23 protein-coding genes and 1 other RNA gene are annotated in these 24,597 nt (G+C 58.1%); 13 read left to right on the plus strand and 11 right to left on the minus strand.

Annotated elements, in window-relative coordinates; all coding sequences use genetic code 11:
* The first annotated feature begins 36 nt into the window (after window positions 1–36).
* The 12 genes from ACUZ79_RS09645 to ACUZ79_RS09700 all read left to right on the plus strand — a co-directional run bounded on the left by ACUZ79_RS09645 (window position 37) and on the right by ACUZ79_RS09700 (window position 10,481).
* On the plus strand, window positions 37–360 hold the full coding sequence (locus ACUZ79_RS09645; protein ID WP_449251441.1) for a hypothetical protein: 324 nt from the start codon (window positions 37–39) through the stop codon (window positions 358–360).
* The gene (locus ACUZ79_RS09650; RefSeq protein ID WP_449251442.1) at window positions 360–1,088 is read left to right on the plus strand and encodes an outer membrane lipoprotein carrier protein LolA; all 729 of its coding nucleotides are present in this window, start codon (window positions 360–362) and stop codon (window positions 1,086–1,088) included. The genes ACUZ79_RS09645 and ACUZ79_RS09650 overlap by 1 nt, the downstream gene beginning before the upstream one ends.
* Before the next feature lie 175 nt (window positions 1,089–1,263).
* Window positions 1,264–3,447, plus strand: coding sequence for a hypothetical protein (locus tag ACUZ79_RS09655; protein ID WP_449251443.1), 2,184 nt, complete (start codon window positions 1,264–1,266; stop codon window positions 3,445–3,447).
* Window positions 3,444–3,995, plus strand: a complete 552-nt coding sequence (locus ACUZ79_RS09660; protein ID WP_449251444.1) for a hypothetical protein — start codon at window positions 3,444–3,446, stop codon at window positions 3,993–3,995. The genes ACUZ79_RS09655 and ACUZ79_RS09660 overlap by 4 nt, the downstream gene beginning before the upstream one ends.
* A complete protein-coding gene (locus ACUZ79_RS09665) occupies window positions 3,992–4,357 on the plus strand; it encodes a hypothetical protein (protein ID WP_449251445.1) in 366 nt (121 codons plus the stop codon). Before ACUZ79_RS09660 ends, ACUZ79_RS09665 begins: the two co-directional genes overlap by 4 nt.
* A complete protein-coding gene (locus ACUZ79_RS09670) occupies window positions 4,354–4,836 on the plus strand; it encodes an acyl-CoA thioesterase (RefSeq protein WP_449251447.1) in 483 nt (160 codons plus the stop codon). Before ACUZ79_RS09665 ends, ACUZ79_RS09670 begins: the two co-directional genes overlap by 4 nt.
* On the plus strand, window positions 4,824–6,011 hold the full coding sequence (locus ACUZ79_RS09675; protein WP_449251448.1) for a DUF2062 domain-containing protein: 1,188 nt from the start codon (window positions 4,824–4,826) through the stop codon (window positions 6,009–6,011). Before ACUZ79_RS09670 ends, ACUZ79_RS09675 begins: the two co-directional genes overlap by 13 nt.
* Window positions 6,001–6,903 carry an LpxL/LpxP family acyltransferase gene (locus ACUZ79_RS09680; protein ID WP_449251449.1) on the plus strand — a complete coding sequence of 301 codons (903 nt, stop codon included), beginning with the start codon at window positions 6,001–6,003 and terminating at the stop codon, window positions 6,901–6,903. The genes ACUZ79_RS09675 and ACUZ79_RS09680 overlap by 11 nt, the downstream gene beginning before the upstream one ends.
* Window positions 6,900–7,172, plus strand: coding sequence for a phosphopantetheine-binding protein (locus ACUZ79_RS09685; protein ID WP_449251450.1), 273 nt, complete (start codon window positions 6,900–6,902; stop codon window positions 7,170–7,172). Before ACUZ79_RS09680 ends, ACUZ79_RS09685 begins: the two co-directional genes overlap by 4 nt.
* An 8-nt stretch (window positions 7,173–7,180) precedes the next feature.
* Entirely contained in the window at window positions 7,181–8,398 is a 1,218-nt protein-coding gene (locus ACUZ79_RS09690) for a beta-ketoacyl-[acyl-carrier-protein] synthase family protein (protein WP_449251451.1), read from the plus strand.
* A complete protein-coding gene (locus ACUZ79_RS09695) occupies window positions 8,395–9,270 on the plus strand; it encodes a beta-ketoacyl synthase chain length factor (RefSeq protein WP_449251452.1) in 876 nt (291 codons plus the stop codon). Before ACUZ79_RS09690 ends, ACUZ79_RS09695 begins: the two co-directional genes overlap by 4 nt.
* Window positions 9,270–10,481, plus strand: coding sequence for an AMP-binding protein (locus ACUZ79_RS09700; protein WP_449251453.1), 1,212 nt, complete (start codon window positions 9,270–9,272; stop codon window positions 10,479–10,481). The genes ACUZ79_RS09695 and ACUZ79_RS09700 overlap by 1 nt, the downstream gene beginning before the upstream one ends.
* A gap of 145 nt (window positions 10,482–10,626) precedes the next feature.
* Here the strand turns inward: ACUZ79_RS09700 and ssrA are convergent.
* The 7 genes from ssrA to rdgC all read right to left on the minus strand — a co-directional run bounded on the left by ssrA (window position 10,627) and on the right by rdgC (window position 16,548).
* Window positions 10,627–11,006, minus strand: a transfer-messenger RNA (tmRNA) gene (ssrA, locus tag ACUZ79_RS09705).
* Window positions 11,007–11,053: 47 nt separating this feature from the next.
* Window positions 11,054–11,590 carry a hypothetical protein gene (locus ACUZ79_RS09710; RefSeq protein ID WP_449251454.1) on the minus strand — a complete coding sequence of 179 codons (537 nt, stop codon included), beginning with the start codon at window positions 11,588–11,590 and terminating at the stop codon, window positions 11,054–11,056.
* 229 nt (window positions 11,591–11,819) lie between these two features.
* A complete protein-coding gene (locus ACUZ79_RS09715) occupies window positions 11,820–13,424 on the minus strand; it encodes a DNA repair protein RecN (protein WP_449251455.1) in 1,605 nt (534 codons plus the stop codon).
* 77 nt (window positions 13,425–13,501) lie between these two features.
* Window positions 13,502–14,338, minus strand: coding sequence for an ABC transporter permease (locus ACUZ79_RS09720; protein ID WP_297891608.1), 837 nt, complete (start codon window positions 14,336–14,338; stop codon window positions 13,502–13,504).
* Window positions 14,338–15,369, minus strand: coding sequence for an ABC transporter permease (locus tag ACUZ79_RS09725; RefSeq protein ID WP_449251456.1), 1,032 nt, complete (start codon window positions 15,367–15,369; stop codon window positions 14,338–14,340). The genes ACUZ79_RS09720 and ACUZ79_RS09725 overlap by 1 nt, the downstream gene beginning before the upstream one ends.
* A 9-nt stretch (window positions 15,370–15,378) precedes the next feature.
* Entirely contained in the window at window positions 15,379–15,906 is a 528-nt protein-coding gene (locus ACUZ79_RS09730) for a hypothetical protein (RefSeq protein WP_192111784.1), read from the minus strand.
* Window positions 15,907–15,924: 18 nt separating this feature from the next.
* Window positions 15,925–16,548, minus strand: coding sequence for a recombination-associated protein RdgC (rdgC, locus tag ACUZ79_RS09735; protein WP_240824331.1), 624 nt, complete (start codon window positions 16,546–16,548; stop codon window positions 15,925–15,927).
* A 467-nt stretch (window positions 16,549–17,015) separates the two neighbouring features.
* Between rdgC and ACUZ79_RS09740 the strand changes: the two genes are divergently transcribed.
* Window positions 17,016–18,179, plus strand: a complete 1,164-nt coding sequence (locus ACUZ79_RS09740; protein ID WP_449251457.1) for a pseudouridine synthase — start codon at window positions 17,016–17,018, stop codon at window positions 18,177–18,179.
* 221 nt (window positions 18,180–18,400) lie between these two features.
* Here ACUZ79_RS09740 and pgm read toward each other — a convergent pair whose 3' ends face one another.
* The 4 genes from pgm to ACUZ79_RS09760 all read right to left on the minus strand — a co-directional run bounded on the left by pgm (window position 18,401) and on the right by ACUZ79_RS09760 (window position 24,146).
* Complete coding sequence (gene pgm, locus ACUZ79_RS09745; RefSeq protein ID WP_240824330.1) at window positions 18,401–20,050, minus strand: phosphoglucomutase (alpha-D-glucose-1,6-bisphosphate-dependent); 1,650 nt, start codon at window positions 20,048–20,050, stop codon at window positions 18,401–18,403.
* Between the two features lie 105 nt (window positions 20,051–20,155).
* Window positions 20,156–21,181, minus strand: coding sequence for a glycosyltransferase family protein (locus ACUZ79_RS09750; RefSeq protein WP_449251458.1), 1,026 nt, complete (start codon window positions 21,179–21,181; stop codon window positions 20,156–20,158).
* A gap of 53 nt (window positions 21,182–21,234) precedes the next feature.
* On the minus strand, window positions 21,235–22,662 hold the full coding sequence (locus ACUZ79_RS09755) for a DegQ family serine endoprotease (protein WP_449251459.1): 1,428 nt from the start codon (window positions 22,660–22,662) through the stop codon (window positions 21,235–21,237).
* 14 nt (window positions 22,663–22,676) lie between these two features.
* Window positions 22,677–24,146, minus strand: coding sequence for a 30S ribosomal protein S1 (locus tag ACUZ79_RS09760; RefSeq protein WP_449251460.1), 1,470 nt, complete (start codon window positions 24,144–24,146; stop codon window positions 22,677–22,679).
* Between the last annotated feature and the right edge of the window lie 451 nt (window positions 24,147–24,597).

Genomic DNA, 24,597 nt, shown 5'->3' on the forward strand with positions numbered 1-24,597 from the left:
AGCTTTAGCTCCGAAGAAGCGCGGGCAACGGCGGCAGTGCGGGATGATAATCCCTTTCTGCGGCCTGACGGTAAACTTGAGCGCGTGGCCTATGCGGAAATCATGGCGCAGTGCTTTGCTGCTGGGGCCGGGGCAAGCCTGCTTGCTGCAGGTGAAGCCTGCGCGGGCTGGGGCTACCTTGCCGCCCTGCGCGATGTGACCGTGCATGCCGACGCGCATGTGGGGCAGTGCCTGGAGGTTCTAGTGCGCGTCTCAGCCAGACTTGGCGAAATTGCGGTTGTTGACGGCGAGGTGCATGCAGAGGGACAGCTGCTGGCCACCGGGCAGTTCAAGATATTTATGCCGGAGGAAACGGCCTGATGCGTTCATCTGCGGGCATGCTGCTTTTGGCTGGGTTTATTATGGCTTTTACCGCGCTGCCCACCTCTGCGGTTGCGCAGGGGCAGCCGTTTGCAAGCGCTGAGGCTCTGCTGGATGCTGCCGCAAAGCAAAGTGCTGGCATTGCCAGCCTGAGCGCTGATTTTGTGCAGGAAAAATCCATGGCCGTTTTGGCCCGCCCCATGACCTCGCAAGGCTATTTTTGTCTGCGCCGTGGCGCCAATGCTGCCAATGCCCCGGCGCGTGCAGCCAGTAGGGATGACAAGGGCTTTGAAACAGCCGACAGCCTGCTTTGGGCGTATACTCGTCCTCTTGCCTCTGGCTTCATTTACAAGAATGGAAAGGGCGCACTGTGGGAAGGCTCACCGGAAGCAACGCGCCCTGCCAATGAGCGGGAATCCACTGTTATTACAGCGATAATCCGGAATGTTCTGGACTGGATCAGCATTGATCCGGCGGCCCTGCGCGCCACCTACAGGCTTGAGCGCCCGCAGGCCGACAAACCCATGCTGCTGCTGTATCCCCTTCGTCAGTCTTTTTTTGCAAGCCTTGAAGTAACCTTCTCCGATGATCTCAGAAGTGTACGCCAGTTGACCTTTGCGGAACGTAACGGCGATACGGTGCGCATTGCCTTTAAACAAACTCGGGTCAACGAGGCATTGCCAACGCCCTGCGCCGTGCTTGAGGTAGCGGGGAGCGGTGGTCAGTAGGCCTATGGGCAAGCCTTTTATTGTCAGGCTTCATTGCTGGTTACGCTCGCACAAGATTCTGGGATTCAGCCTGGTTCTTGTTTGTTGGGCGGTTTTTGCCTTGCTGGCTGCCCGAATACAGCCAGATTCCAGCAGTTTGGCCTTTTTTCCCGATGATGCGCCGCAGGTGCGCCGCATGGCCAAAGCCCTGGATGTTTCCCCGGCTTCTGGCCTGCTGTTTATTGATCTTACCACAGAGCGCCAGGGCGGAAAGTATGCGCTTGCAAGCGCTGCCGATGCCATCGTGGGCGATCTGCCGCCGGATATGGCTGAAAGGGTGGGGGCCGTGGGCATGCCCGATGCCCAGGCTCTCATGGCTCTGTTGCCCTATTTTATGGATGATGCCACGTTGGGCCACCTGCAACAGGCAGCCGATGCCTCGCAGATTGATGTTGCCGTGCGCTCGGCTCACGACAATCTGAACAGCCTCCTTGCCGCTGGCCCTGCCCAGGAATGGCTGCGGGCTGATCCACTGGGTTTGCGCCGATTTGTGCTTTCGCGCCTGCCAGCAGAACATGCCGGAGCCATGCCCGATCCTGTGTTGGGCTATCCGGTAAGTGCGGACGGCAAACACCTGTTGCTGGTGTTGCGACCAGCCCATTCCCTGCACGATGTCAGCGCCGCCGCTCAGTTGATGGACGCCATTTATGCCGCCATGCAAAAACACCTCGCGCCGGATATACAGGGCCTTGTGGTGGGCGGGCACAGGCACAGCGCCGTCAATTCGCAGGTTATCCAGCGCGATGTGACCAATATCGTCTTTTTTTCCATGCTGGGGTTTGTGCTGGTGTACGCCCTACTGGTGCGCTCGCGTGGCGCGCTGTGGCTTATGCTGGTGCCTGCGTTTGCCGCCAGCTTTGCCTTGGGCGGCATGACCCTGCTCTCGCCAGCACTCTCCGGGTTGGCCCTGGGTTTCGGCGCGTCCGTACTTGGCGTGGCGGAAGACTACGCCGTGCATATGCATTTTGCCCTGCGCAGCGGCGACTCAACTGAGAGTGTACTGGAGCATATCACGCCGCCCCTGTTTCAGGGATATCTGGTCAATGCTTCCGGCTTTGCCGTATTGTTGCTTTCGGGCATTCCGGCGGTGCGGCAGCTGGCCCTCTTTGCCCTGCTGACCTTGAGCGCGGGCTTTGCGCTGGCTGTTGTTGTGCTCCCTGTGTGCCCCTGGTTCAATACGCCGCCCCTGCCTGTGCGCAAGGAAAATACAGCGCCGCGTCAGCCTGTGCCCCTGCGTGTTTTTGTCAGTGTTTTTGGATTATTGCTGTTGTGCTACGCCTTGTTTTCTCTTGTGCGCGTGGATGTTTCGCCCCGCACCATGGGGGCGGATATGGCGCAATTGCAGCAGGATGGCGAGAAGCTCAAGTCCATTTGGGGATCGCGCGACAGCGACATCCTCGTGGTTGAAGGCCCGACATCGGACGCCGCCCTTGCCAATGGCCGCGCCGTAGCGCAGGCCCTGCGCGTTTTGGAACCGGAAAACAAGATCGGCACCCTTACCGATGTGTGGCCTTCGCCAGAACAGGCGCAGGCCAACGTGCAACGGTGGGAAGCCTTTGCAAAGGCGGAAGGGCCGCGTGTTCAGGCGCTTTTGACCTCTGCGGCGCAGCGTTATGGATTCACCGCTAACGCCTTTGCCCCCTTTGCGCAGTTGCTTGAACGCCCGGTGGCGCAATTTGACCCTGCAGTGCTGCGCGCCGCAGGCCTTGGCGAAATGGTAGACGTCTTTTTGCATGCGCCGCAGGCTGATGACCACACAGCTCGGCTTTTGCTCTTTACCGACAAAAAAGCGGATGTGAGCCGTCTGGAGCCTGCCCTCGCCGCGCAAACCATTGCGCTGGCCCCCGGCGAGCTTGAAACAACGCTGTTGCAGCAGCTTGCCATGGAAAAAAGGCTTGTGCCCCTGGCCTGGATGGCCTGCCTGGCGCTTCTGTTTTTATACTTCCGCGATGCGCGGCGAACCTTGCTTGCATCTTTGCCACCGTTGTGTTCCGTTGCTTGTATACTTGCGTGGATGTCCATCACCAGCCACCCCCTGACATTGGCGGGCATGGCGGCAATGCCGCTGGTGCTTGGCCTTGCGGCAGATCACGGTATTGTGGTCACGCACGATCTTGTCAGCGGGGTGAAAATGGGTGTGGAACGTGCTGTTGTGGTGTCTTCGCTCACCACGTTTACAGGCATGGGGCTGTTGGCCCTTGCGCAACACCCGGCCCTTAAAGCTATGGGTGAAGTTATTTTCTGGGGATTGATTGTGGAGGTTCCTGTGGCCTTGTGGTTTTTGCCCAGACTCTGCCGGGTGCAAGGAAAACAGGCATGAAGGCCGTGCGCTACCTAGGCTTGCTGCTGCTTCTGGGGCTTGTTGCCGCTTGCGGTGCGCAAAAGCGCACAATGCAGTTGCCGCCGCTTCAGGCAAGCCAGCAGAGCGATTCGCTTGTGGCGCAGTTTGGCGCGCGGCTGACCCTTGCCGGGCAGAGCGCGCCTGTGCAGGGCGAAGTGCAAATGACTGAATCCGGCGGGAGTCTGGCGCTTATTCTGCCACATGGCAGAACTTTGGGCGTCTGCACGTACAGCCCGGATGTTGCGTTAGACAGTGAGCCAAAGGGTGCAACAAGTGCGCAGTCTGTAAAAATGCAATGCATCCCGGCGGAAGGTATGGGCAGGGAGGCCGCCAGCCTGCTTGTTCGCGCTGGTGTGGCCGTATACAGAATATTGCCAGCTCTCGGTCAGGATCCGGCGCTGACGAACCTTGAGGGCAAAGGCTGGAAGGCTCGGTTCAGCCCGACTGCGGATGGCTTGAATGGCGTGTACAGTGAGCACGATGGAATGACCATCGACATGTATTTTGTGGAGATTTCGCATTTATGAGCGTGATGCGTGATGCCGTGCTGCATGCGGCCAGCCAGTTGGAACATTCGCCAGAGCAGGGCGCGTGGCGGCAGAGCTTTTGTTTTGCGGCAGACAGTGCGGTATTTGCCGGGCATTTTCCGGGGCATCCTGTGTTGCCCGCTGTTGTTCAGGTGCTCATGGTTCAGGCTGCACTTGAAGCAATGGGGCAATCCGCAGATCTGGCATGTGTGCCGCAGGCCAAATTTCTTGCGCCGCTTGGGCCGGATGTGGATATTTTGCTGACCCTGAACAAGGGACGGCGTGAGGGGCGCTGGGAATGCACCCTGCACAGCGGTGAAACGCTGGCAGCCCGCATACAGGTGGAGGTTGCCGCCCCATGAGCCTGCACCGCGCTTCACGTCCTCGCCGTCGCAGCACGCCGGAGGTGCCTTCTCTCTGCGTCAGCGCTCAGCGCACGGTGCGCTTTGAAGAGGTGGATGCCGTGCGCTTCATGTGGCATGGCCGCTATGCCAGCTGGCTTGAGGATGGCCGGGAGGCCATGGGCCGTGCCTATGGTATCAGCTATCTCGATTTTCGTGATAATGGCGTTGTTGTGCCGCTCAAGCTTTTTCATCTGGATTTTCACCACCCGCTGCTCTACGGCCAGACATACACCATCCACGCCGAGCTGTTCTGGAATGAGGCTGCAGTGCTGGATTTTGAATACCGCATTGAAGATGCGGCAGGCCTTGTGACCACCACCGCCAGCACAACCCAGCTCATGCTCGATCTGGACGGCAAGCTGCTCATGGAGCCGCCAGCCTTTTACCGCGAATTCTGCGCCCAGTGGCGTCAGGGCAAGGTCGTATGCCGCCAGTAATCGCCGTGGTCATTCCGGTGTACAACCACCGTGAAAGCCTGCGCGATGTGGTGCAGCGCGCCCAGAATCAGTGCAGCACGGTCATTGTGGTGGACGATGGCTCCACAGATGGCAGTGCTGACAGTCTGGAAGGCCTGCCCATCACGCTTGTGCGTCTGCCCCGCAACGGCGGCAAGGGCGCGGCCCTGCTGGCTGGCGCGGCGGAAGCCGCACGGCTTGGCGCAACGTACATGATTACGCTGGATGCCGATGGGCAGCACTACCCGGAGGATATCCCCTTTTTTTTGCAGGCCATTGCGCAGCACCCCGGCGCAATTATTGTAGGCTGCCGCGATTTCAACGTGCCGCATGTGCCGGGTTCATCCCGTTTTGGCAGGGCGTTTTCCGCCTTCTGGATGCGCGTGCAGACAGGGGAGCGGGTGCGCGACATGCAGAGCGGCTTCCGCGCCTATCCCTTGCGTGTGCTGGATTGCCTGAAATTCACGGAGCCGGGCTACGCCTTTGAGGTTGAAGTGCTGGTGCGCGCCGCATGGGCCGGGTTTGACGTGCGCGAAATTGACATTCGGGTGTACTATCCGCCGAGGGAAGAGCGCGTTTCACATTTCAAGGCGCTCAAGGACAATATCCGTATTTCTCTGCTGAACACGCGGCTGACTATCCGCGCCCTGGTGCCTGTGCCTTTTCGGCAGCACAGCGTGGACGGGCAGGGCCGCATTTCTCTGCTGCGCCCTATGGATTCCCTGCGCCGCCTGCTTGCAGACAGGGCCACACCGTGGCAATTGGGGCGTTCGGCGGCAGTTGCCATAGCTGTTTCCACACTGCCTTTGCCGGGTTTGCAGAGCATTCTGCTCCTGTTGTGCATCGGCTGGCTGCGGTTGAACAGGCTTTGCGCGCTGGCAATGATCCCGCTCACGTGGCCCCCATTTGTGCCGGGCCTTGGGGTTTTGCTTGGTTACAGGCTGCGCAAGGGAAGTTGGTTGACGGAATTTTCTTTGCAGACCCTCGGCTATGAAGCTCCCCAGCGCATACTCGACTGGTTTGTGGGCGCGCTTGTTCTTGCACCGCTGTTTGGCCTGCTGTCAGGGGCCGTAGTGGGCGCGCTGGCCTATCTTGCGGCGCGCGGCATGACGCGCATGCGGCAAGAAAGCGGCAACGGCGGCAGCCATGCAGAATAAGCGACCAGTGGTCGCCGCGCTTGGCTCCCGGCTTCAGTACGGCTTTTTTGAAGTACTGGTGCGTTGCAGGATGGTCTTTGCAGCGCGAATGGTACTGGCCTTTGTTGTTCTGTACTATGCCATGCTGCCCCATGTGCGCCAGCGCTGCGCGGCCTATATTGACCGCCGCTTCCCCCGCGCCGGAGCCTGGAGCAGGTTTGTGCATGCCTACCGCCTGTATCTGAATTTCGGGCAGGTGCTGCTGGACAGGATGATTGCCGGGGTCACAGGGCGGTTTCCTTTTTGCGAAACTGACCAGTATGTGCGGCAGCGATTTGCAGAGGCAGGGGCCAACCCGCATGGCTGCATTGTGCTGACGGCCCACATTGGCGCATGGCAGGTGGGGATTGCGGGGCTGGAGCAGTTTGACCGCCCGGTGAACGTGGTGCAGTTGCACAATCCTGAGGATCAGGGCAAACACTACTTCCAGCACGGCAGGGGCAGGCCTTTCAAGATCATTGATTCTGCGGACCCTGTGGGTTCCATGGTCGAGGCTGCGGCAGCGCTGCGGCGTGGCGAGGTTGTCTGCCTCATGGGCGATCGGCTGCACGGCACACGTCAGGCCGGGCAGGGCGTTGAGGTCATGTTTATGGGGGGGAGCATCCGCATCCCTGCCAGCGCCTATGCACTGGCTTCCATTACGGGGGCGGAACTGCTCATGCTTTTTACCGTGCGGGAAAAAGGCGTCACAAAGGTTTTTAAGGCGGAGCGGCTGGCGGTTCCCGCTGGTTTGCCGCGCCGTGATGTTTCTGTTTTTCAGCCGTATGCGCAACAGTTTGCCGCAGCTCTGGAGACTGTTGTGGAACGGCACCCGTACCAGTTCTTTAATTTTTACGATATGTGGTCGCAATGATGACAAAAAACGAAATGGAAGCCGCCCTGAAATCGGCGATTATTGATGGCCTGCGCCTTGAAGACGTTACTGTGGAAGACATTGATTCCTCGGCCCCGCTGTTTGGGGATTCCGGCCTGATGCTGGACTCGCTGGATGCGGTGGAGCTTGTGGTAGTGGTTGAAAAGCACTTTGGCGTTGCCATTGCTGATGCGGAAGAAGCCCGCAAGGCCTTTACCTCAGTGAGCGGCCTTGCAGACTTTATCTGCGCCCGCAAAGCGCAGGCGTGAGAAAAGCAATGCAGCACGGTTCAGGCGTTGTTGTAACAGGCATGGCCTGTCTGTGCGCGGCGGGTGACAGCCCGGCTGCGGTTCTGGATGGCCTGCAAAGCGGGCGGGGCGGACTTGTTGCGGCTAGTGTGCTGGACAGCCGGGCCTTGCCATATCCGTTTTTCGGACTTGCTGAAAAGCACTTTCCCGGCGGGCGCAAGCATTCCGCGCAGGATACCCTCACGCTCGCAAGGGCCGTGTGCCATAGCGCGCTGGCCGAGGCAGCGCTGCCCCAGCATCTGTTGCTTGCGGCGGGCATTGTGCTTGGCACAACCGCCGGGAGCGCATCGCATTTTCTGGAGTCTTACGCCGCCAGCCGTGGAACCACGCCAGAGCAGGTTGCTGCGTCGGCACCGCCTGTATGCAACTGCGCACAGGGGGCTGACCGTGACGACTACTTTAGCGCCAATCTTGCGCTGGAGATGGACGTGGAGGCCCACGGGCCGCGCCTGACCGTTACCGACGCCTGCACATCGGGCGCGGACGCCATTGGTCTGGCAATGGATCTCATCACCACAGGCCAGTGCCAGTGCGTGCTGTGCGGCGGCGCCGATGCCCTGAGCCTCGTACCGCATACGGGTTTTGCGCGGTTGATGATATATTCCGACCAGCCGTGCCGCCCCTTTGACCGCGACCGCAAAGGCCTGAATCTTGGCGAAGGCGCAGCCGCGCTGGTGCTTGAAAGCGTTGAGCATGCCCGCAAACGCAATGCCGCCGTTCTCGGGCATGTGCTGGGCTACGGCAACGCCTCAGACGCGCATCATTTTACCGCGCCGCATCCAGAAGGGCGGGGGCTGGCATTTGCCATTGGCTCGGCTCTGGATCAGGCAGGCCTCACAGCGGCGGATATGGCCTTTGTGAACGCGCATGGCACGTCTACCCGTGAGAACGACAAGGTTGAAGGGCGGCTTTTGCGCACCCTGCTGCCGGGAGTGCCCGTATGGGCCAGCAAGGGCGGCACGGGGCACACCCTCGGGGCCGCTGGCGCGCTGGAAGCCGTGCTGACGCTCGCGGCCCTGCGCAACGGCACGGTTCCGGCTTCGCCGGGGTTTTACACTATTGACCCTGAAATAGGTTTTGCGCCCACGCAGAGCGCCCTTGCGGCATCTTCTCCATTTGCGCTTTCAACCTCGCTGGGTTTTGGCGGCGGCAATGCCGCTCTGGTTCTGGGGAGGGTAAAGCCATGAGCAGCGCTGCGCTTTCTGTGACGGGAACCGGGCTTGTGCACAGCATTGGCGGCAAGGATGCCCTTGCAGCCATACAGCAAGGGCAAGCGCCTGCCATATCTGCCCCCGATATTTCTTCTCTCGCGGCATTGTTGCCGGGCGTGTCGCTGCGCCGCATTCCCCGGTATGCGCGTATGGCGCTTCTGGCCTGCGTGCAGGCTCTGGATGCGGCGGGCTGGCGGCAAAAAGAAGTCCTGCACCGTACAGCCCTTGTTTTTGGCACGGCCTACAGCAGCTCGCAAATGAGCATGGATTTTATGGATTCCATTCTGGACAACGGGCCGCATCTTTCTTCGCCAACTGCCTTTTCGCATGCCGTCAACAATATGGGCGCTGGTCTGCTCAGCCTGATGCTTGGCATTGAGGGGCCGTGTTTTACCATCTCGCAGTTCGAGCTTTCTTTCGCCGGTGCTGTGAGCACGGCGGCAGCCCTGCTGGGCGCGGGCCGGGCCGAGAGGGTGCTGCTGTGCGCGGTGGACGAAACCGACAGCCGTTTTTCCCGCTGCTGCCCGGAATATTTAAGCAGCAAGTACCCCCAAACGGAAGGGGCCGTTGCCCTGTGTCTGGGCAGGCAAGCTGCGGGTGCGCCCTCTCTGCAAGTGCGTTGGGGGCAAGAGCCGGAGACGGGCGGCCCTGTTTTTGCCTCGGGTGCTGCATCCGGGCCGGGCTGGACAAATCATGAACATCTGTACGGTCATGGGCCGCTGGCGCAGGCTCTGGATGTGCTGCTGGCCTTAAACATGCCGCAGACGACCAGGGCCGAAGCTGTTAACTGCGTCTGCGCTGCTGCTGCAAGCGGCAGACAGGCATTAATCGAAGTGCGGGGTGCGTAATGGAATCCTGGCCGCTTGAGCGGATTGCAATTCTTGATTTCAGGGCTGTTACGGCGATTGTGCAATCCGTGGCGCAGGCAGAGTTGAGCCAGCGCAATCCCCTGAGCTTTGAGTCGCGCGCGCCGCACGAGTTTGCATCCATGCGCTGGGAAGCGCTTGGGCTTGATGCAACTGCGCTGGAAAATATGGCGCAGCGCTGCAATGCCATGTTTCACACCACTGCGGTAGCGCCCAAAGTTGGCGAGCTGTGCGGCGATTTTTCGCAACGGGTTTTGCAGCAGTGGGAAAACAGCGACCGCTCGCTCACTTTTTTTACTTCCGGTTCAACTGGCAAACCCAAGCCCTGTACGCATAAAGAAAGCCATATCCGGCAGGAAGTGACCAGTCTGGCCCCCATTGTCGCGGACAGAACCTCGGCGCTGATCACCGTCCCCATGCATCATATGTACGGCTTTACGTTTGGCTTGCTGCTGCCCCTGAGCCTCGGGGTTCCTCTCCGCAGTGTGCCGCCTTTGCCAACAATGGTTGAGGCGCAGATGCGCCCCGGCGATCTTGTTATCAGCATACCGCTGTTGCTGTCGCGCCTTGTGGATATGCGCGGATGGCAGGCTTCCAGCTCAGAGGCGGGGCAGGGCATTACCCTGCTGACTGGTACTTCGCCCACGCCGCCCGAGGTGATGCATGCGCTGGAGCGGCAGGGCTTTCGTGTAATGGAATTTTTTGGCTCGTCAGAGATGGGTGTGGTTTGCTGCCGTTTTGAGCCGGAAGCCGATTATGAACTGCTGCCGCATGTGGCGCGGGGAGAAGGGGAGCACGGCAACGCGCTGGTGCGCTGCCTTCCGGATGGCGTGGTGCAGCACTACCCGCTGATGGATAACGTAACCTGGACAGGCCAGCGACACTTGCGACCGGGCGCGCGCATCGACAAAGCCGTGCAGGTGGGCGGCATCAATGTGTTTCCCCTGTATGTGGCCTCGGTCATCGAGCGCCACGAAGGGGTTAAGCAGTGCCTAGTGCGGCTGATGCGGCAGGACGAGGGCTACAGACTCAAAGCCTTTGTGGTGCCGCATCCGGGTTATGACGTGTCAGCACTTCACAAGGAGCTGATTCTGCATGCCCGCCGTGAACTGAGCGACGTACAACGCCCCGGTGCCTATAGCTTTGGGCCGGATATCCCCCGAGGGCCGCTTGGCAAGCCGATGGATTGGTAGGGACGGCCCCAAGATGTCACTGAATGATATTGGGTACGGACTGTAAAAAAATAACAGTACGTACAATGAGGAAGAAATTCTGGGAAACGAAAAGTGGCTTATACGTCTTATTCAGATCGTATAAGCCACTTTAATTTGTGGGGGTTGGTGGAGGCGGGGGGAGTTGAACCCCCGTCCGAGAACTGTCCACACGAAGCATCTACAGGTTTATGTCAGGTATTAATTTCACCGTGGTGGTAGCCCCTGACCGGGCGCCTCACGGCAATCTCGCCGGTAAACTCCTCGCGGAAAACCCCGGTAAGAGCCAGTTTCCGCCAGCCTGATAAGTGTCGCCATTCAGGGTTATCAGACATGGCCCAGAATGACGTGACCGCCTAGGCGATCGTTGCCTCGCTGTTTTTAGGCAGCGTAAGCGTAGTCGTAATCGTTGTTGGCAATTACTTTTGTTGCCGCTTTTTACGAGGCCAGCGGCGCCTCGACCTGCCGCTAAGGCTTCCACGTCCCCGTCGAAACCAGTGCGCCCCCATTTGGTCAAGCATTACAATAAGTCGCTTGTTCGACTTTGGCAAGCTCTAACGGATGTAGAAATGCGAGAGCGGGCCCTTAAGGCACATATGGTAGTGCCCAAGCAGGGGATTGGTGTCTTCAACCTGATCGATAATATCGTTATGGATCTGGGTTGCCAGTTCTACACCGTGCGAGAGCATGGCCACCTGGGCCATCTGCTTGAAGCTCTTTTGCAAATCCGGCTTGCGCGTGATGATGTCACACAGCAGGTTGGCGTCGTTGTCGTTGCCTTCAACCACCAGGGTTCCCTCTGGCGAAACATACACATGCAGGCGGTCTTCGGGCCGGAGGTGGCGTTCTTCAAGCTGGGTGTTCAGCATGTCCATAAAGGCTTCCTGAAGCGAATCAAGCCGTGCTTCAAGCGCCGTAACAAGCCCTTCGCCATCCTTTGCCAGACATCTCAAAGTCCTGACCGATGCTTCGTCCAGGCCCGAAAGCGGTTGCCCCGCAATCTGCCCGTGCCGAACATGCGAGGCGGCTTCGGGAGCGCCAGTTTGCATATGGAGCATGGCGCTTATGCAATTATTATTTTCGTTAGTCACATGCTCCCCCTGTGGCTATGGTCAAATTTGCCTTTTCGTTATCTGGGGAAGGTATTAGCAAGATAAGTGCCAGTTCTCATTGCAGGCCTGAAAAAGGGCAAAAAGTTTAGAAAAAGTCAAAAAATTGTCAGAAAGATGCGTAGATACTGGCCGCAGTACGATAATGTCGCGGCAAGCATGAAAGAAAAATGCCGCATGGCATAAACCATACGGCAAATTTTGCAGAGTGCTATTTTTCCAGGCTGCGGGCCAGCGCCTCGCCCTGTTCGCCGCCGCCTGCCATGCGTGCAAGCTCAGCGTGGCGGTCTGACTTGTTAAGTGGGGAGCAGAGGGTAAAGGTTTCCCCGTCACGCACCATCTTAACAATCTGAAAGTGTCTGCGGGCGCGGGCTGCCAGTTGCGGCCAGTGGGTGATGAGCAGCATCTGGCGCGTTTCGGCCAGTGCGTAGAGCTTTTCGGCCAGCTTGTTCAGGGTCATGCCGCCAACGCCGGCATCGACTTCGTCAAATATGAATGTAGCGCCTTCGTCATCCTGTTGCACACTGGCAAGGGCCAGCAAAAAGCGCGAAAGCTCGCCGCCCGATGCTATTTTATCCAGTGGCTGCGGGGGCTGGCCGGGGTTGGGTGCCCATAGGATGCGCCCTCGTTCGTCCGTAACGTCGGGCCAGATTTCCTGCACGGCAAAATCCGGCAATACCCGCACCTGGTCCGAAAAGCCCAGCTGGCGCAGTTCATTTTCGAGCTTGGTCGCAATGACGGCTGCTGCCTCGCGGCGCGCCGGGATGATGCGGGCAGTCACGGCGGCAAGCTCTGCGGCAAGAGCTGCCGCTTCCTTGTTCAGCCGGGTGATGTCCAGCGCGCAGACATCAAGGAAGGAAAGGTTTTCGGAAATTTCTTCGCGCAGGGCAAGAATCTCCGGCAGGGTTCTGTGCAGCTTGCGCTTGAGTTGCGCAAGGGCAAACAGGCGTTCTTCCAGATGATCCATGTCGGGCATTTCGTCCAGCCCCGGCAAGGCAGGCGGGCGGCGAAGCCTGCCGCCAAGGTGGGCCAACTGCTGCCGCAGGGCTGCCACCGCATCGGCATCGGCCTGGAGGGAATCGTCCTCGCGGCACATGCGCTGCAAGAGTTTTTCAAGCTGGCCCAACTGGTCGATCACGCCTTCCTGCTCATCGCCTTGCAGCAAAATGAGCGCCTGTTCGTAATTCTCCTGCTGGTGCTCCATGGAGCGGGCCAGCGCGCGGATTTCTTCCAGCTTTTCTTCTTCGCCTTCTTCTGGAGAGACCTTGTCGATCTCCTGCTGCTGCATTTCAAGCAGTTCGCGCCGTTCGCCCAGCCCGGCCTGACGCTCAAGCAGGGCAGAGCGCTGGGCCGCATTGGCCTGAAGGCGCGCAAGCAGGTCGTCCCGCTGGTGTAGAAGCTCGGGGCAGCTCAGGCCGCTTTCCAGTAGTTTGGCCTGAAATGAGGATTGAAGCAGTTTTTGCTGGGCGTGCTGGCTGGTGTGGGCCACAAGGCGGTTGCGCAGGTCGCGCAGGCTGTCTTGCGAGCGCAGTTCATCATTGATGTACAGGCGGCTGCGCCCTGTCTCCGCCACAATCTCGCGGCGCAGAACCATGTCGGCATCTTTTGTGCTGAAGAGGGCCTCCACCTGCGCGCGCTCAGCGCCCGCGCGCACCATATCCGCCGAAAGCTTGTCGCCAAGCAGAAAACCCAGCGCTTTAAGGATAAAGCTCTTCCCCGCCCCGGTTTCACCCGTCAGCACGTTCATGCCGGGCGAAAACTCCAGTTCCATGTCCTCAATGAGGGCCAGATTACGAATGCGCAGGTATTCAAGCATGGCTTTAACGTATTTTTATGGCGGTTTATGTGCTTAATGTAAAACTTTAACTATCTTGGATGCCCTTACATTTCAAACTATTGGCGAAGGCGCGGATCAAAGATATCCCGCAGGCTTTCACCCAGAAGGTTATAGCCCAATACCGTTACCAGGATGGCCAGACCGGGATACACCGACAACCAGGGCGCGGTTTCAATCACGGCTTTGCCGTCCATGAGCATGTTGCCCCAACTGGCTGCCGGGGGCTGCACGCCAAGCCCTAGAAAGCTGAGGCTTGATTCCACAAGTATGGCCCCGGCAACGCCAAGTGTAGCGGTTATCAGCACGGGCGCAAGGGCATTGGGCAGTATATGTCGAAACAATATGCCCGCAGTGGATGTGCCTGCAAGCCGCGCGGCATCGACAAATTCCCGCTCGCGCAGGGTAAGCGCCTCTGCGCGCACAAGGCGGGTAACGCCCATCCACGAGGTAAGCCCAATAACCACCATGATATTGGTAAGATTGGGTTCAAGAAAGGCAATAACCGCCAGAATAAGAAAAAATGACGGAAAGCAGAGCATGATATCAACCACGCGCATGATGCACTCGTCCACCCAGCGGCGAAAATAGCCGCTCACAAGGCCAAGAACAGTCCCGATGCTAACCGATATGCCCACAGCCACAAAGCCTACCCAAAGAGAAACCCTGCCGCCGTATAGCAGGCGCGAAAAAACATCGCGTCCAAGGCGGTCTGTGCCGAGCAGAAAGCGGGAGGAGGGCGGCTCCAGAATATTATCCAGATGCAGGGCGTTGGGGTCAAAGGGAGCAATCCATGGGGCAAGAAGCGCCGCCAGCGACATGGCAAGCACAATAACAAGCCCCAATGCAAGCATGAGGTTACGGCCAAGCAGCTTTTTGACGGCGCGGGGCAGCATCAGGCGTTGTCCTTTGCGTTGCGGATGCGCGGATCCGCGATTCCGTAGCAGAAATCCGCCAGCAGGTTGCCCGCGAGTGTGAGCACCGCCCCAAGCACCAGATTACCCATGATCATAGTGTAATCGCGCGCCATAACAGCGCCGTAAAACAGCTGGCCCAGCCCCGGCAGGGCAAAGATGGACTCAATGATGACGCTGCCGCCGATAAGCCCCGGCACTGAAAGGCCCAGCAAGGTAATGACAGGCAGCAGGGCGTTGCGCAGGGCATGCCGCCAGATAACCGCGCCAGCGCCCAGCCCCTTGGCCCGCGCTGTAAGAATATAATCCTGCCGCAGCACTTCAAGCATGCAGGCGCGCATGTAGCGCGACATGCCCGCCAGCCCGCCCACGGTATACACCAGTGTGGGCAAGGCCAGATGCCGCGCCAGATCGCAAAACTTGCCCCAGGCGTTCAACTGTTCGTAATTCATGGATGTAAGGCCGGAGATGGGCAGCCATTGCAGCTCAATGCCAAAAAACATCATAAGCAGCAGGGCCAGCCAGAAGGACGGCATGGCAAAACCCAGAAAAACTAGCACGGTGACCGACTTGTCCAGCAGCGAGTTCTGCCGGCAGGCGGAAACAATGCCCACCGGAATGGCAATGAGCAGGGTGAGCACCAGCGAAATAACGTTCATGCCCACGGTGAGGGGCAGGCGCTCAAGAATCTTGGTCAGCACCGGGCGGGAATCAGCAGACATGGAGTTGCCGAAATCCAGATGCACGATGCGGGTCAGCCAGTCCCAGTACTGCACATAGAGGGGGCGATCCAGCCCGTAAAGCACCTCAAGCCGCTGACGCGCCGCAGCGCCAGCCAGCGGATTGAGCGTGGTTTCCATATCTGTGGGCGAGCCGGGGGCCAGATGGATGACCCAAAAGCTGATGATGGTGATGCCCCACAGCACAAGCAGCATCCACAACGTTTTGCGTAAAACGTGCAGTAGCGGGCCGGAAAAACGGCCTTTTGCGGCTGATGCGGGCAGGGTGGACATGAAAAAAGCTTACTCCGTGCGGGTCATCCACTGGCGCATGTCGTCCACTTCCTTCTGCCAGCCAGACGAGAGGCGCAGCTTCAGAAAGCGGGCGTACAGGGCATCCAGCAGGCCGGTGCACACTTCCATCAGATAGAACTTTTCAAGCAGCAGGGCGTCCGGGTCGTCATCACTGTCGCCCTTGTCGAGCTTGGGGGTCTTGAGGCTGTTGAGGCAGAAATCCTCGGCCTTGAGGCTGACCTGAAAGGCGAGTTCTTCTTTTTCAAGGCGCAGCAGGGCGCGACTGACCTGTTTGCCGGTGCCAAGGCCAAAGCGGGCCTCGCGGAGAGGGGAGAGCGAGCCGGAAACAGAGGCTGTTTCGCGGGCATCGCCTTCGCCGCCTTCCACCACGATACGCTGTTCCATGGAAACGGCAAAGGGCGCGCCGTCCTTGTCAGTGAACGCGCCGGGGGCAGTGTCGCTCTGGTACCAGAGCCAGGTCAGAAATTCCTTGCCGAGAATGCTGTCAGTGGATTCGCCAAGATAAGGCATGTTCATGGGGTCTCCGTGCCGTCATCAGGAAAGGGGAGCGAACTGCGTGGGTTCCAGCTTGTCCAGGCGGATCAGGCTTTCTTCGTCCAGCATGGAGACCGCCAGATTGTAGGGCGTCAGTTGCTCCAGGTGCAGCTCAAAAGTTTTGAGAAACTCTTCCAGGAAGAGATCGATCATCTTGTTCTGGGTGGAGGCAAACCAGACCTCGTTCTTGTCTGTGGCCCAGAGCACGTTGAATTCGCCGGGAACGGGCAAAAAGCGGGAGCGCAGGCGCAGCAGCACCTGTTCTTTGAGTTCTTTTTTGCGCTCGCGGGCAATGTAGTTCTTGCCCTGTTCGCCCATGCGTTTTTTTTCTTCCTTCAGGGCAAGGGCAACGTGTTTTTTGACCACGCCAGCTGGTATGCGTCGCATATCCAGCCGCAGAGAAAACACGATGTACGCGCCTTTCTGGGGCGGGGCCGTCACCCAGTCAGTATCAAGCATGTCCTCAAAACAGGTCCATCCCTGGCCCTGCATTTCAGGAATATCGTCAATGTCGCGCATGGCGAACTGTTTCAGTTTGTCCGGTATCTGCGGCCAGAGCGTGGCCGGAACAGGATCAAGAATGCGGAACCGTGTAAAGCTGCAAGAGCTGTTGGCAAAGCCCATGGAAACTCCTTGCTGTGAAAACCAGTGTTGGCAGTGTTGTACGTCAGAGCCGCTTCGGGAGCAAGTGCAAGGCTGGCCCCTGGTTTTACGCCCGTTAAGGAGGTTGAGTAGCGAGTTGTGGCCGTGAATCTGGAAGGTGGGCATTTCGGCCTTATTGGGCTGGTCGATCTGGACAGGATTCATGAGCGGCGATCGGGGACATCTATATATAAGGAAAGGATCAAATGATTGCGAAAAAACTGAATACACGGGCTGAGCTGATCCGAATTCATGGAACGGCGGGAAAATTCATGGCGGTTCGTTCATTTCTAATTTTCTGAACATGGATGGTTTGACAGTGGTGCCGCCAGTGACATTCTAAGCGTGTTTTTGAGTCTGTTTTGAATCCTGGTTCACCTTACATACAGTATTTAAAAATGTCCCATAATGATAATTATGTAAACTTTTGAAGTTTGGAAGCCGCCGTAATGCCGTGTCAGCCATGCATGCACCTCTTGCTTGCCCTTGACGGCATGCCCCACTTCACGCACCATGAGCGCATCTTGCCAAGGAGAATCACCGTGCCGCCCAAACATTCCGGCAATGCCGGATCATCCGCCAGAAACCGCAGCAAAAACAGTTCGTCCGCCAGCTCCCATAAAAAGGAACAGCCTGCGGACGCGCGCAAGAATCATGCCCCCCGTTCTGATAGCTGGTCTGCCAATGGACCAAATGGCCGTTCTGGTTCGCGGACAGATTCACGGTCAGGTACGCAGCCGAACGCCCGTGAGGCCCGAGACGGCTTTTCGCAACGCAAACCTGCGCAGCCCCAGGCCGTCAAATCTGACGCCAATCATTCTGCAAGCCCTGCCGCACCCTCAAAACCTCAGCCCGATGCTGACGCCAATACAGCTGACGGCATACGCCTTAACAAGGCCATAGCCGCAACTGGTCTATGCTCGCGCCGCAAGGCAGACGAGCTTATTCTTGCCGGGCGCGTCAGTGTTGACGGCAAGCCGGAGCCCAGCCCTGGGCGTCAGGTATTGCCCTTTGAAAGCATTGCCGTGGATGGGCGCATTTTGTCGGCCCCGCAGTCCTATACCTACCTCATGCTCAACAAGCCCGTGCATGTGGTTTGCACAGTGAGCGATCCGGAAGGCAGGCCCACCGTACTGGATTGCCTTGCGCCTGAATACAAGGCGCTCAGGCTGTATCCTGTTGGCAGGCTTGACTATTTTTCTGAGGGATTGCTGCTGCTCACCAATGATGGTCAACTGGCCCAGCGTCTCACCCATCCCCGGCATCACCAGCCCAAGACCTATGAGGTGCTTGTGCGCGGCACTGCGCCTGAAGGGGCGCTCAAGACCATGCGGCGCGGCATGCACCTTGCCGAAGGTGAAGATATCATGCCTGTGGACGTGATCGCTCAGCAGGTAGGCGGCAATACCCAGTTGCAGATGGTGCTGCGCCAGGGGCTGAACCGCCAGATACGCCGCATGTGCCGCGATCTGGGGTTGACCATTCTGCGCTTGTGCCGCGTCGCCCAAGGCTCATTGCGCCTTGGGGATCTGGCCAGCGGCAAGGCCCGGCCCCTTACGGATGCCGAGGTTGCCCGCCTGCGTGAAAGCGCAGGACTGCCCGCCGCGCGATAGACCTTTGCTGGTCTGGCAATCTTGCCTGTTGGTAGTCAGTAATCCCCTTGGCAAGATCGTACATTTAGCCAGAATTATTTACAAAAAGCGCAGTCGCAATGATCGGATACCCGGTATTGCGACTGCGCTTTGCTGATTGAAGAGCAAGCTACCTTTTTTTGAACCGTAAAAAATTGCCGCGCGCTACGCGCGCATAGCAAAAAAAGCTTACCTGTACTCTATCAGGCATCACCTTTCAGCAAGTGCTCGAGAAAATCGATGGCGTCCTTTTGCAAGGCTTGCAGGTGGTCTTCTCCCTTGAAGCTTTCCGTATATACTTTGCAGATGGCTTCTGTACCAGAGGGACGCACGGCAAACCAGCCGTCATCGCTGACCACCTTAACACCGCCGATGGCCGCATCATTGCCGGGTGCGCGGGTAAGCACACTGGTAACAGGTGAGCCTGCCAGCGTTTTAAGGTTCACACTTTCAGGCGTCAACGCCGCAAGCTTTGCGCGCACGTTGTCATCCGCCGGGGCATCAAGCCGCTGATAGGCGGGCGCACCGAGGCGCTCGGTCAGTTTTGTGTAAAGTTCATCGGGCGAGGACTGCTCCACTGCCATCATTTCAGCCGCCAGCAGGCACATGAGGGGGCCGTCCTTGTCTGTGCTCCAGGGCGTGCCGTCAAAGCACAGGAAGGAAGCGCCCGCGCTTTCCTCGCAGCCAAAGCCGCAACGCCCATTGAGCAAATAGGGCACAAACCACTTGAAGCCAACAGGCACCTCAACAACCGGACGGCCAAGATCCTTCCCTACCCTGTCGAGCATGGCGCTTGTCACAAGGGTTTTGCCTATGCCGCGCTGTGCGGGCCACTCCCTGCGGGTGCGGAACAGATACCATGCGGCAACGCTCAGATAATGATTGGGGTTCATCAGTTCGTTGCGCGTCACAATGCCGTGGCGGTCGGAATCCGGGTCGCAGGCGAAGCTCAGGTCAAAATGGTCGCGCAGATCCAGCAGGCGGCTCATGGCATAGGGCGAGGAGCAATCCATGCGGATTTTGCCGTCCTTGTCGCAGGGAACAAAGCGGAAAGTAGGATCCACTGCCCTGTTCACCACTTCAAGGTCAATTCTGTAGGCTTCAGCAATGGGTTCCCACATGGGCAGGCTTGCGCCGCCAAGGGGGTCAACGCCGATGCGCAGGCCAGAGGAGGCAATTGCCTTCATGTCCAGCACCCCTGCCAGATCCTCCACATAACTGCCGATGAAATCGTATTCTTCCACAAGCGAAGAGGCGCGCGCCGCCCGCAGGTGGGTGAGCTTTACGCCCTTGTTGCCGTTTTCGAGATAGGTATTGGCGCATTTTTCAATCTGGCTGGTGACTTCGGCTTCTGCAGGGCCACCGTGGGGCGGATTGTACTTGAAGCCGCCGTCACGCGGGGGGTTGTGCGAAGGCGTGATGACAATGCCATCGGCCAAGCCGTTAACACGGCCCGCGTTCCATTTGAGCACTGCGTGGGAAATCGCCGGAGTGGCAGTGTAGGCCCCGCCAGCAGAAATGCGCACATTCACATTGTTGGCTACCAGCACTTCCAGCGCGGAGCGAAAGGCGGCTTCAGACAGGGCATGGGTATCGCCGCCAAGAAACAGTGGCCCGTCAATGCCCTTGGCGGCGCGGTAGTCGCACACCGCCTGAGTGATGGCGTAGATGTGCTCCTCGTTAAAGCTGCACAGCACTGACGTGCCGCGATGCCCCGAGGTGCCAAAGGCAACACGCTGGGCCGCAAGCGCCGGATTGGGAAATTCGGTGTAGTACGCGCTCATGAGCGCGGGGATGTTCTCCAGCTTATCCAGCCCGGGCAGATGCCCGGCGTCGCTATGCACAACTGGCATTGATATTCCTCCAAAAAGTGGTGCTCTGCCGACTATATGCCCTATCGCGCATGCCTGCAATGCAGGATGCATCCCTTGATGTGTTACTGCAAGTAGTTATGGTCGCTATTGTTGATGAAGGCACATTTTTTCAAAAAAATCGCGGTGTCCTTCAAGCTGGGGGTCAAAAAGCTCGCTGGAAAGCATTCCATAAGCGCCACGTACAAGAGCTGTGCGTTTTTCAAGCGATTGTTCAAGCCGCTCACGGTGAGCCTGAGTGGCGCACATTTCAGCGAGCATCTGCGTCAGGCTGACCGCGCGCGCCGTGTCCGTATGGTGCCGGGCTACTGCCCGGCTCCCGGCTTGCGCAACCTCCGCGAGCCTTTCGGGGGTTGCAAGCGCAGTGGCGGCAATGGCCGCAGCTGCCTGCGCATCGTTGCGCTGGTAGGTGGGCAGAATTTCCTCGCCGGGGACAAAGAGTTCGTTCAGGCCGTTGCCGCAGGTTTCCATCAGGAGGGCCGCGCCGCAGGCGATAGCCTCAAAGCAGCGAAAATTCACTTCCGAAGCCGCCGTCTGGTTAAGAACAATGCGGCTGCGCGTAAAGATGGGCTTGTAATCGCCAGAAATTGCCACCAGAGGGTGCCTGGCGCGGAAGGCCTTGAGAAAAGGAGCGCGGTCTGGATTATTTTTGTGCCCAAGGGTTCCCACGAAGGCCACCGGGATATCGCGTAATGTAAAATCTCCCACTGGCTCAAGAAGCTGGGGATAAAACAGTGGAAACCAGTGCGCCGGTATGCCCTCGTGCGAAAATACTTCCACATAGTCTTTCTGCGCCACAAGGGTTGCGTCAAAACCATTGGAATACGGGATGTGCCAGGGGTTGCAGTAGGTATCAATGGAATAACGCACCGAAGGCCAGGGGGCATTTTCCGGATCAAGCAGTTGCGGCATGTTGCCGTCATCGCAGTAGAACAGTGCGTCAGGGGCAAAACCGAGCGCGTCAAGGCGGCTCAGGAGCCGCCGCACAGAGTATGGGTGTGGTGAGGGAATGTCGGCGTCAGCTGCTGGATACGCCGTGATGATGTGGTGTCCAAGGCGTTTGAGGGCTGGTGCCAGATACGACCCGCCAATGTTGAGTATGCGTAAGCTCATGGATAAAAAAAGGGCTGCCCCGGTTAAGAGGCAGCCCGTGTAGTTTGTGCCTGCTACTTGCTCAGGCTTACAGTTCGGAAGTACACATCGCCTCGCCGTGAAATCTGCAACATGACTGCGCCTCGAGCGACGCCCTCATCGTTGACGATTTTCGACAGATCCGCAGCACTGCGAACGGGTTTGAGGTTGGCCTTGAGAATCACGTCGCCGGGGCGCAAATCAGCTTCGGCGGCGGGCTTGTCAGGATTGACGTCAATGATGACCAGCCCTTCGTTTTTCTCAATCTTGAGTTCGCGGCGTTCTTCATCCGTCAGAGGACGGACGGAAATGCCGAGCAACCCTTCGTCCTTCTGCTTCTGATCCTTGCCGTTCTGATCGCCAGTCTGCGACGTTTTGCGCTCGCCAAGCGTCACAGTAAGGTCAGTGGTTTTGCCATCGCGCCACACCGTTATTGCAGCCTTGCTGCCGGGGGTTTTGTCGGCAATCACGCGCAGCAGGGCCGCAGCGTCTTCAATGGCCTTGCCGTCAACGGAAACAATGATGTCGCCGTCTTTCATGCCAGCCTTGGCAGCGGGTTCGCCTTCCATAACGCTGCCCACAAGCGCGCCCTTGGCGTCCTTGAGGCCCAGCGCCTTGGCGGTATTTTCTTCAACATCCTGAATACCAACGCCAATCCAGCCACGGCTGATTTTTTTGCCGGACTTGATCTGGTCGATGATCTTGGCGGCCATGTTGCTTGGGATGGCAAAGCCAAGGCCCTGCCCGCTTGCCATAATGGCCGTGTTGATGCCGATCACCTGCCCGGCCATGTTCAGCAGCGGGCCGCCGCTGTTGCCGGGGTTGATGGAGGCATCCGTCTGCAGGAAGTTGTCAAAGGGGCCAGCGTGTATGTTGCGGTTTTTGGCCGAAAGAATACCTGCCGTCACCGTGTGGTCGAGGCCAAAGGGATTGCCGATGGCCAGCAGCCACTCACCTACCCGCAGTTCGTCCGAATTGCCGAACGCAAGGAAAGGCAAGGTCTTTTTGGTTTCAATTTTCAGCAGGGCGAGGTCGGTTTCTTCATCCGCGCCAACCAGCTTGGCCGTGATGGCTTCGCTTTTGCCATTGCTCTGATCAAGGGTCACACGGATAACATCCGCATCTGCAACCACATGATTGTTTGTAACAATATAGCCGTCAGCGGAGACAATAAAGCCGGATCCCAGAGACTTCTGTTTCATCTGGGGGCGCTTGCCACCGCGCTTGCCGCCGAACTGGTCAAAGAATTTGTCAAATCCTGGCGGCATATTGCGGAACATTTCCCCCATGAGATCGTCCTGGCTGTTACCGCTGGCCTTCCGTTCCGTACCGATGTTTACGACTGCCGGGCCGCTTTTGGCCGCCAGTTCGCTGAAGTCGGGCAGATTGGCTGCCTGGGCAAGCTGCGATGCCGCAAGAAAGGTCACGGCAAGCATGGCTGCAAGACATTTTTTTATCATCATGGAAAAGCTCCTGGTTACTTATTTTTCAGAGCCTTCTGCAAAGCCTGTGCCATGATGTTCATTCCAGACCCGCTGTTGGAGCTTGCGGCGGATGCATGCTGCTTCCACGCCTTGTCTTCGGCGGGTTCGGCAGCTTGTTCACCTTCAGGGGCAAGGCTGATGCGCCTGGCGCTGGTGTCCAAATTTTGTACAGTAAGGGTAACGGCATCGCCCTTGTCCAATTTGCTGTACTGCTTGCCCTGCTTGGAATTCTTGATGACGCCAGCGGGCAGCAAACCAGTGATGCCGGGGGCCAGCGTAATAAAGAGGCCATAGGGGGTGCGGCTTTCAACCGTGCCGCTCACCGTTGAACCCACGGCAAACTGCTGGGCGGCTTCCTTCCACGGGTCGCCTTCCGCATCGCGCAGGCTCAAAGAAATACGGCGGTTTTCAAGGTTGATTTCCTTGATTTTAACCGAAACGACTTCGCCCGCCGCAAGCACGTCTTCGGCCTTGGCAACGCGCTTTGTCCACGACAGTTCAGAAATATGCACAAGGCCTTCAATGCCGGGCAGAAGTTCCACAAACGCGCCAAAGGGCGCGAGGCGTACAACCTTGCCGGAAACAACCGTGCCGGGTTCAAGCCTGGTGGCCACATCCTGCCACGGATCGCCCTCGGCCTGCTTGCGCGAAAGCGAAATGCGCACGTGGCCTTTGCTGTCCTTGCTGATGGAGATAACCTTGGCCCGCACTGTGTCGTCAAGCGACACGGCTTCGTCAGGAGCCCCCACGCGCGACCAGGAAAGTTCGGAAAGGTGGATCATGCCTTCAACAGAAGGAGCAAGCTCCATGAACGCGCCAAAAGCGGCGAAGCGCGTGATCTTGCCTTCAACCATATCGCCGGGCTTGAGGCTTTCAAGCAGGGCGTCGAGCTGTTCGGCGCGTTCGCGCTCAACAATGGCGCGGTGCGAAACCACAACGTTTCTGCCGCGATTTTCAACGCGGATAACCAGAAACGGCATGCTGCGGCCCACAACCTCGGCGGCGTCTTCAGACGTGGCAACGCCAAGCTGGCTGCCTGGGCAGAATGCCTGCTTGCCAAGCACGTCAACCGTGTAGCCGCCCTTGCACACTGCGGTTATGCGGCCGTCAACCGGCACTGCCGCATCGCGGGCTTCTTCAAGCGCGGCAACGCCGCTGCCGCTCATGGAGCGGGAAAGGCGAATCTCTTGCGAGGAAACGCCAGTAACCCACGCTTCGAGGCTGTCGCCGGGCTTAACGCTTTCATTGCCCTCGGCATCAAGAATGTCTTTGCGGTCAATGATGCCGTCAACCTTTATGCCCACGTCCACAAAAACGCTGTCGCCAGTGATGGCGATTACAGTCCCGGTCACTTTTTGGCCGGGCTGCAGGCGGTTTGAAGCGGTGTCGTGGGCCGCCAGCATGGCGGCAAAATCCTCAGCGCCTTCCTCCGACACGGAGGTTGCGAACTTATCCTCGGTCATAGTTTTCCTGCTCCTTACAAGCTGGGCTTATTGCTCAAGTCCGCCATATTACGCCATCCGAACAAGGAAAACAATTGTCTTTTTAGTCCTGATTTTTCCGGGCCTTTGGTTGGGGCTGAATCAAATTTATACAGGTGGATATTTTTTAAGCATGCTGCCCTCTCAAGTGGCAAGCAAAAATGAAAATTCAGGACAGGCCGAGAAATAATAATGGAGGGAAATGATACTTATTTACGTGTACTAAGAATTAAAACTGTATTGTTTGATCAAACAATAACTTTTGTTATGCAACTAGTTAAAAAAATATTTTGATTGCATTTTTATTGTGTGCAGTGTTAATTGTAGACACCTTTTGCCTGTGCATAGTTCATCGAATTGTTGTTGGAATGATCAAACAGTTTTGCATATGAAGCGAGATTGTGTATGGAAATATTGAATACGCTGAGCATCC

The organism is Desulfovibrio faecalis (assembly GCF_053570625.1).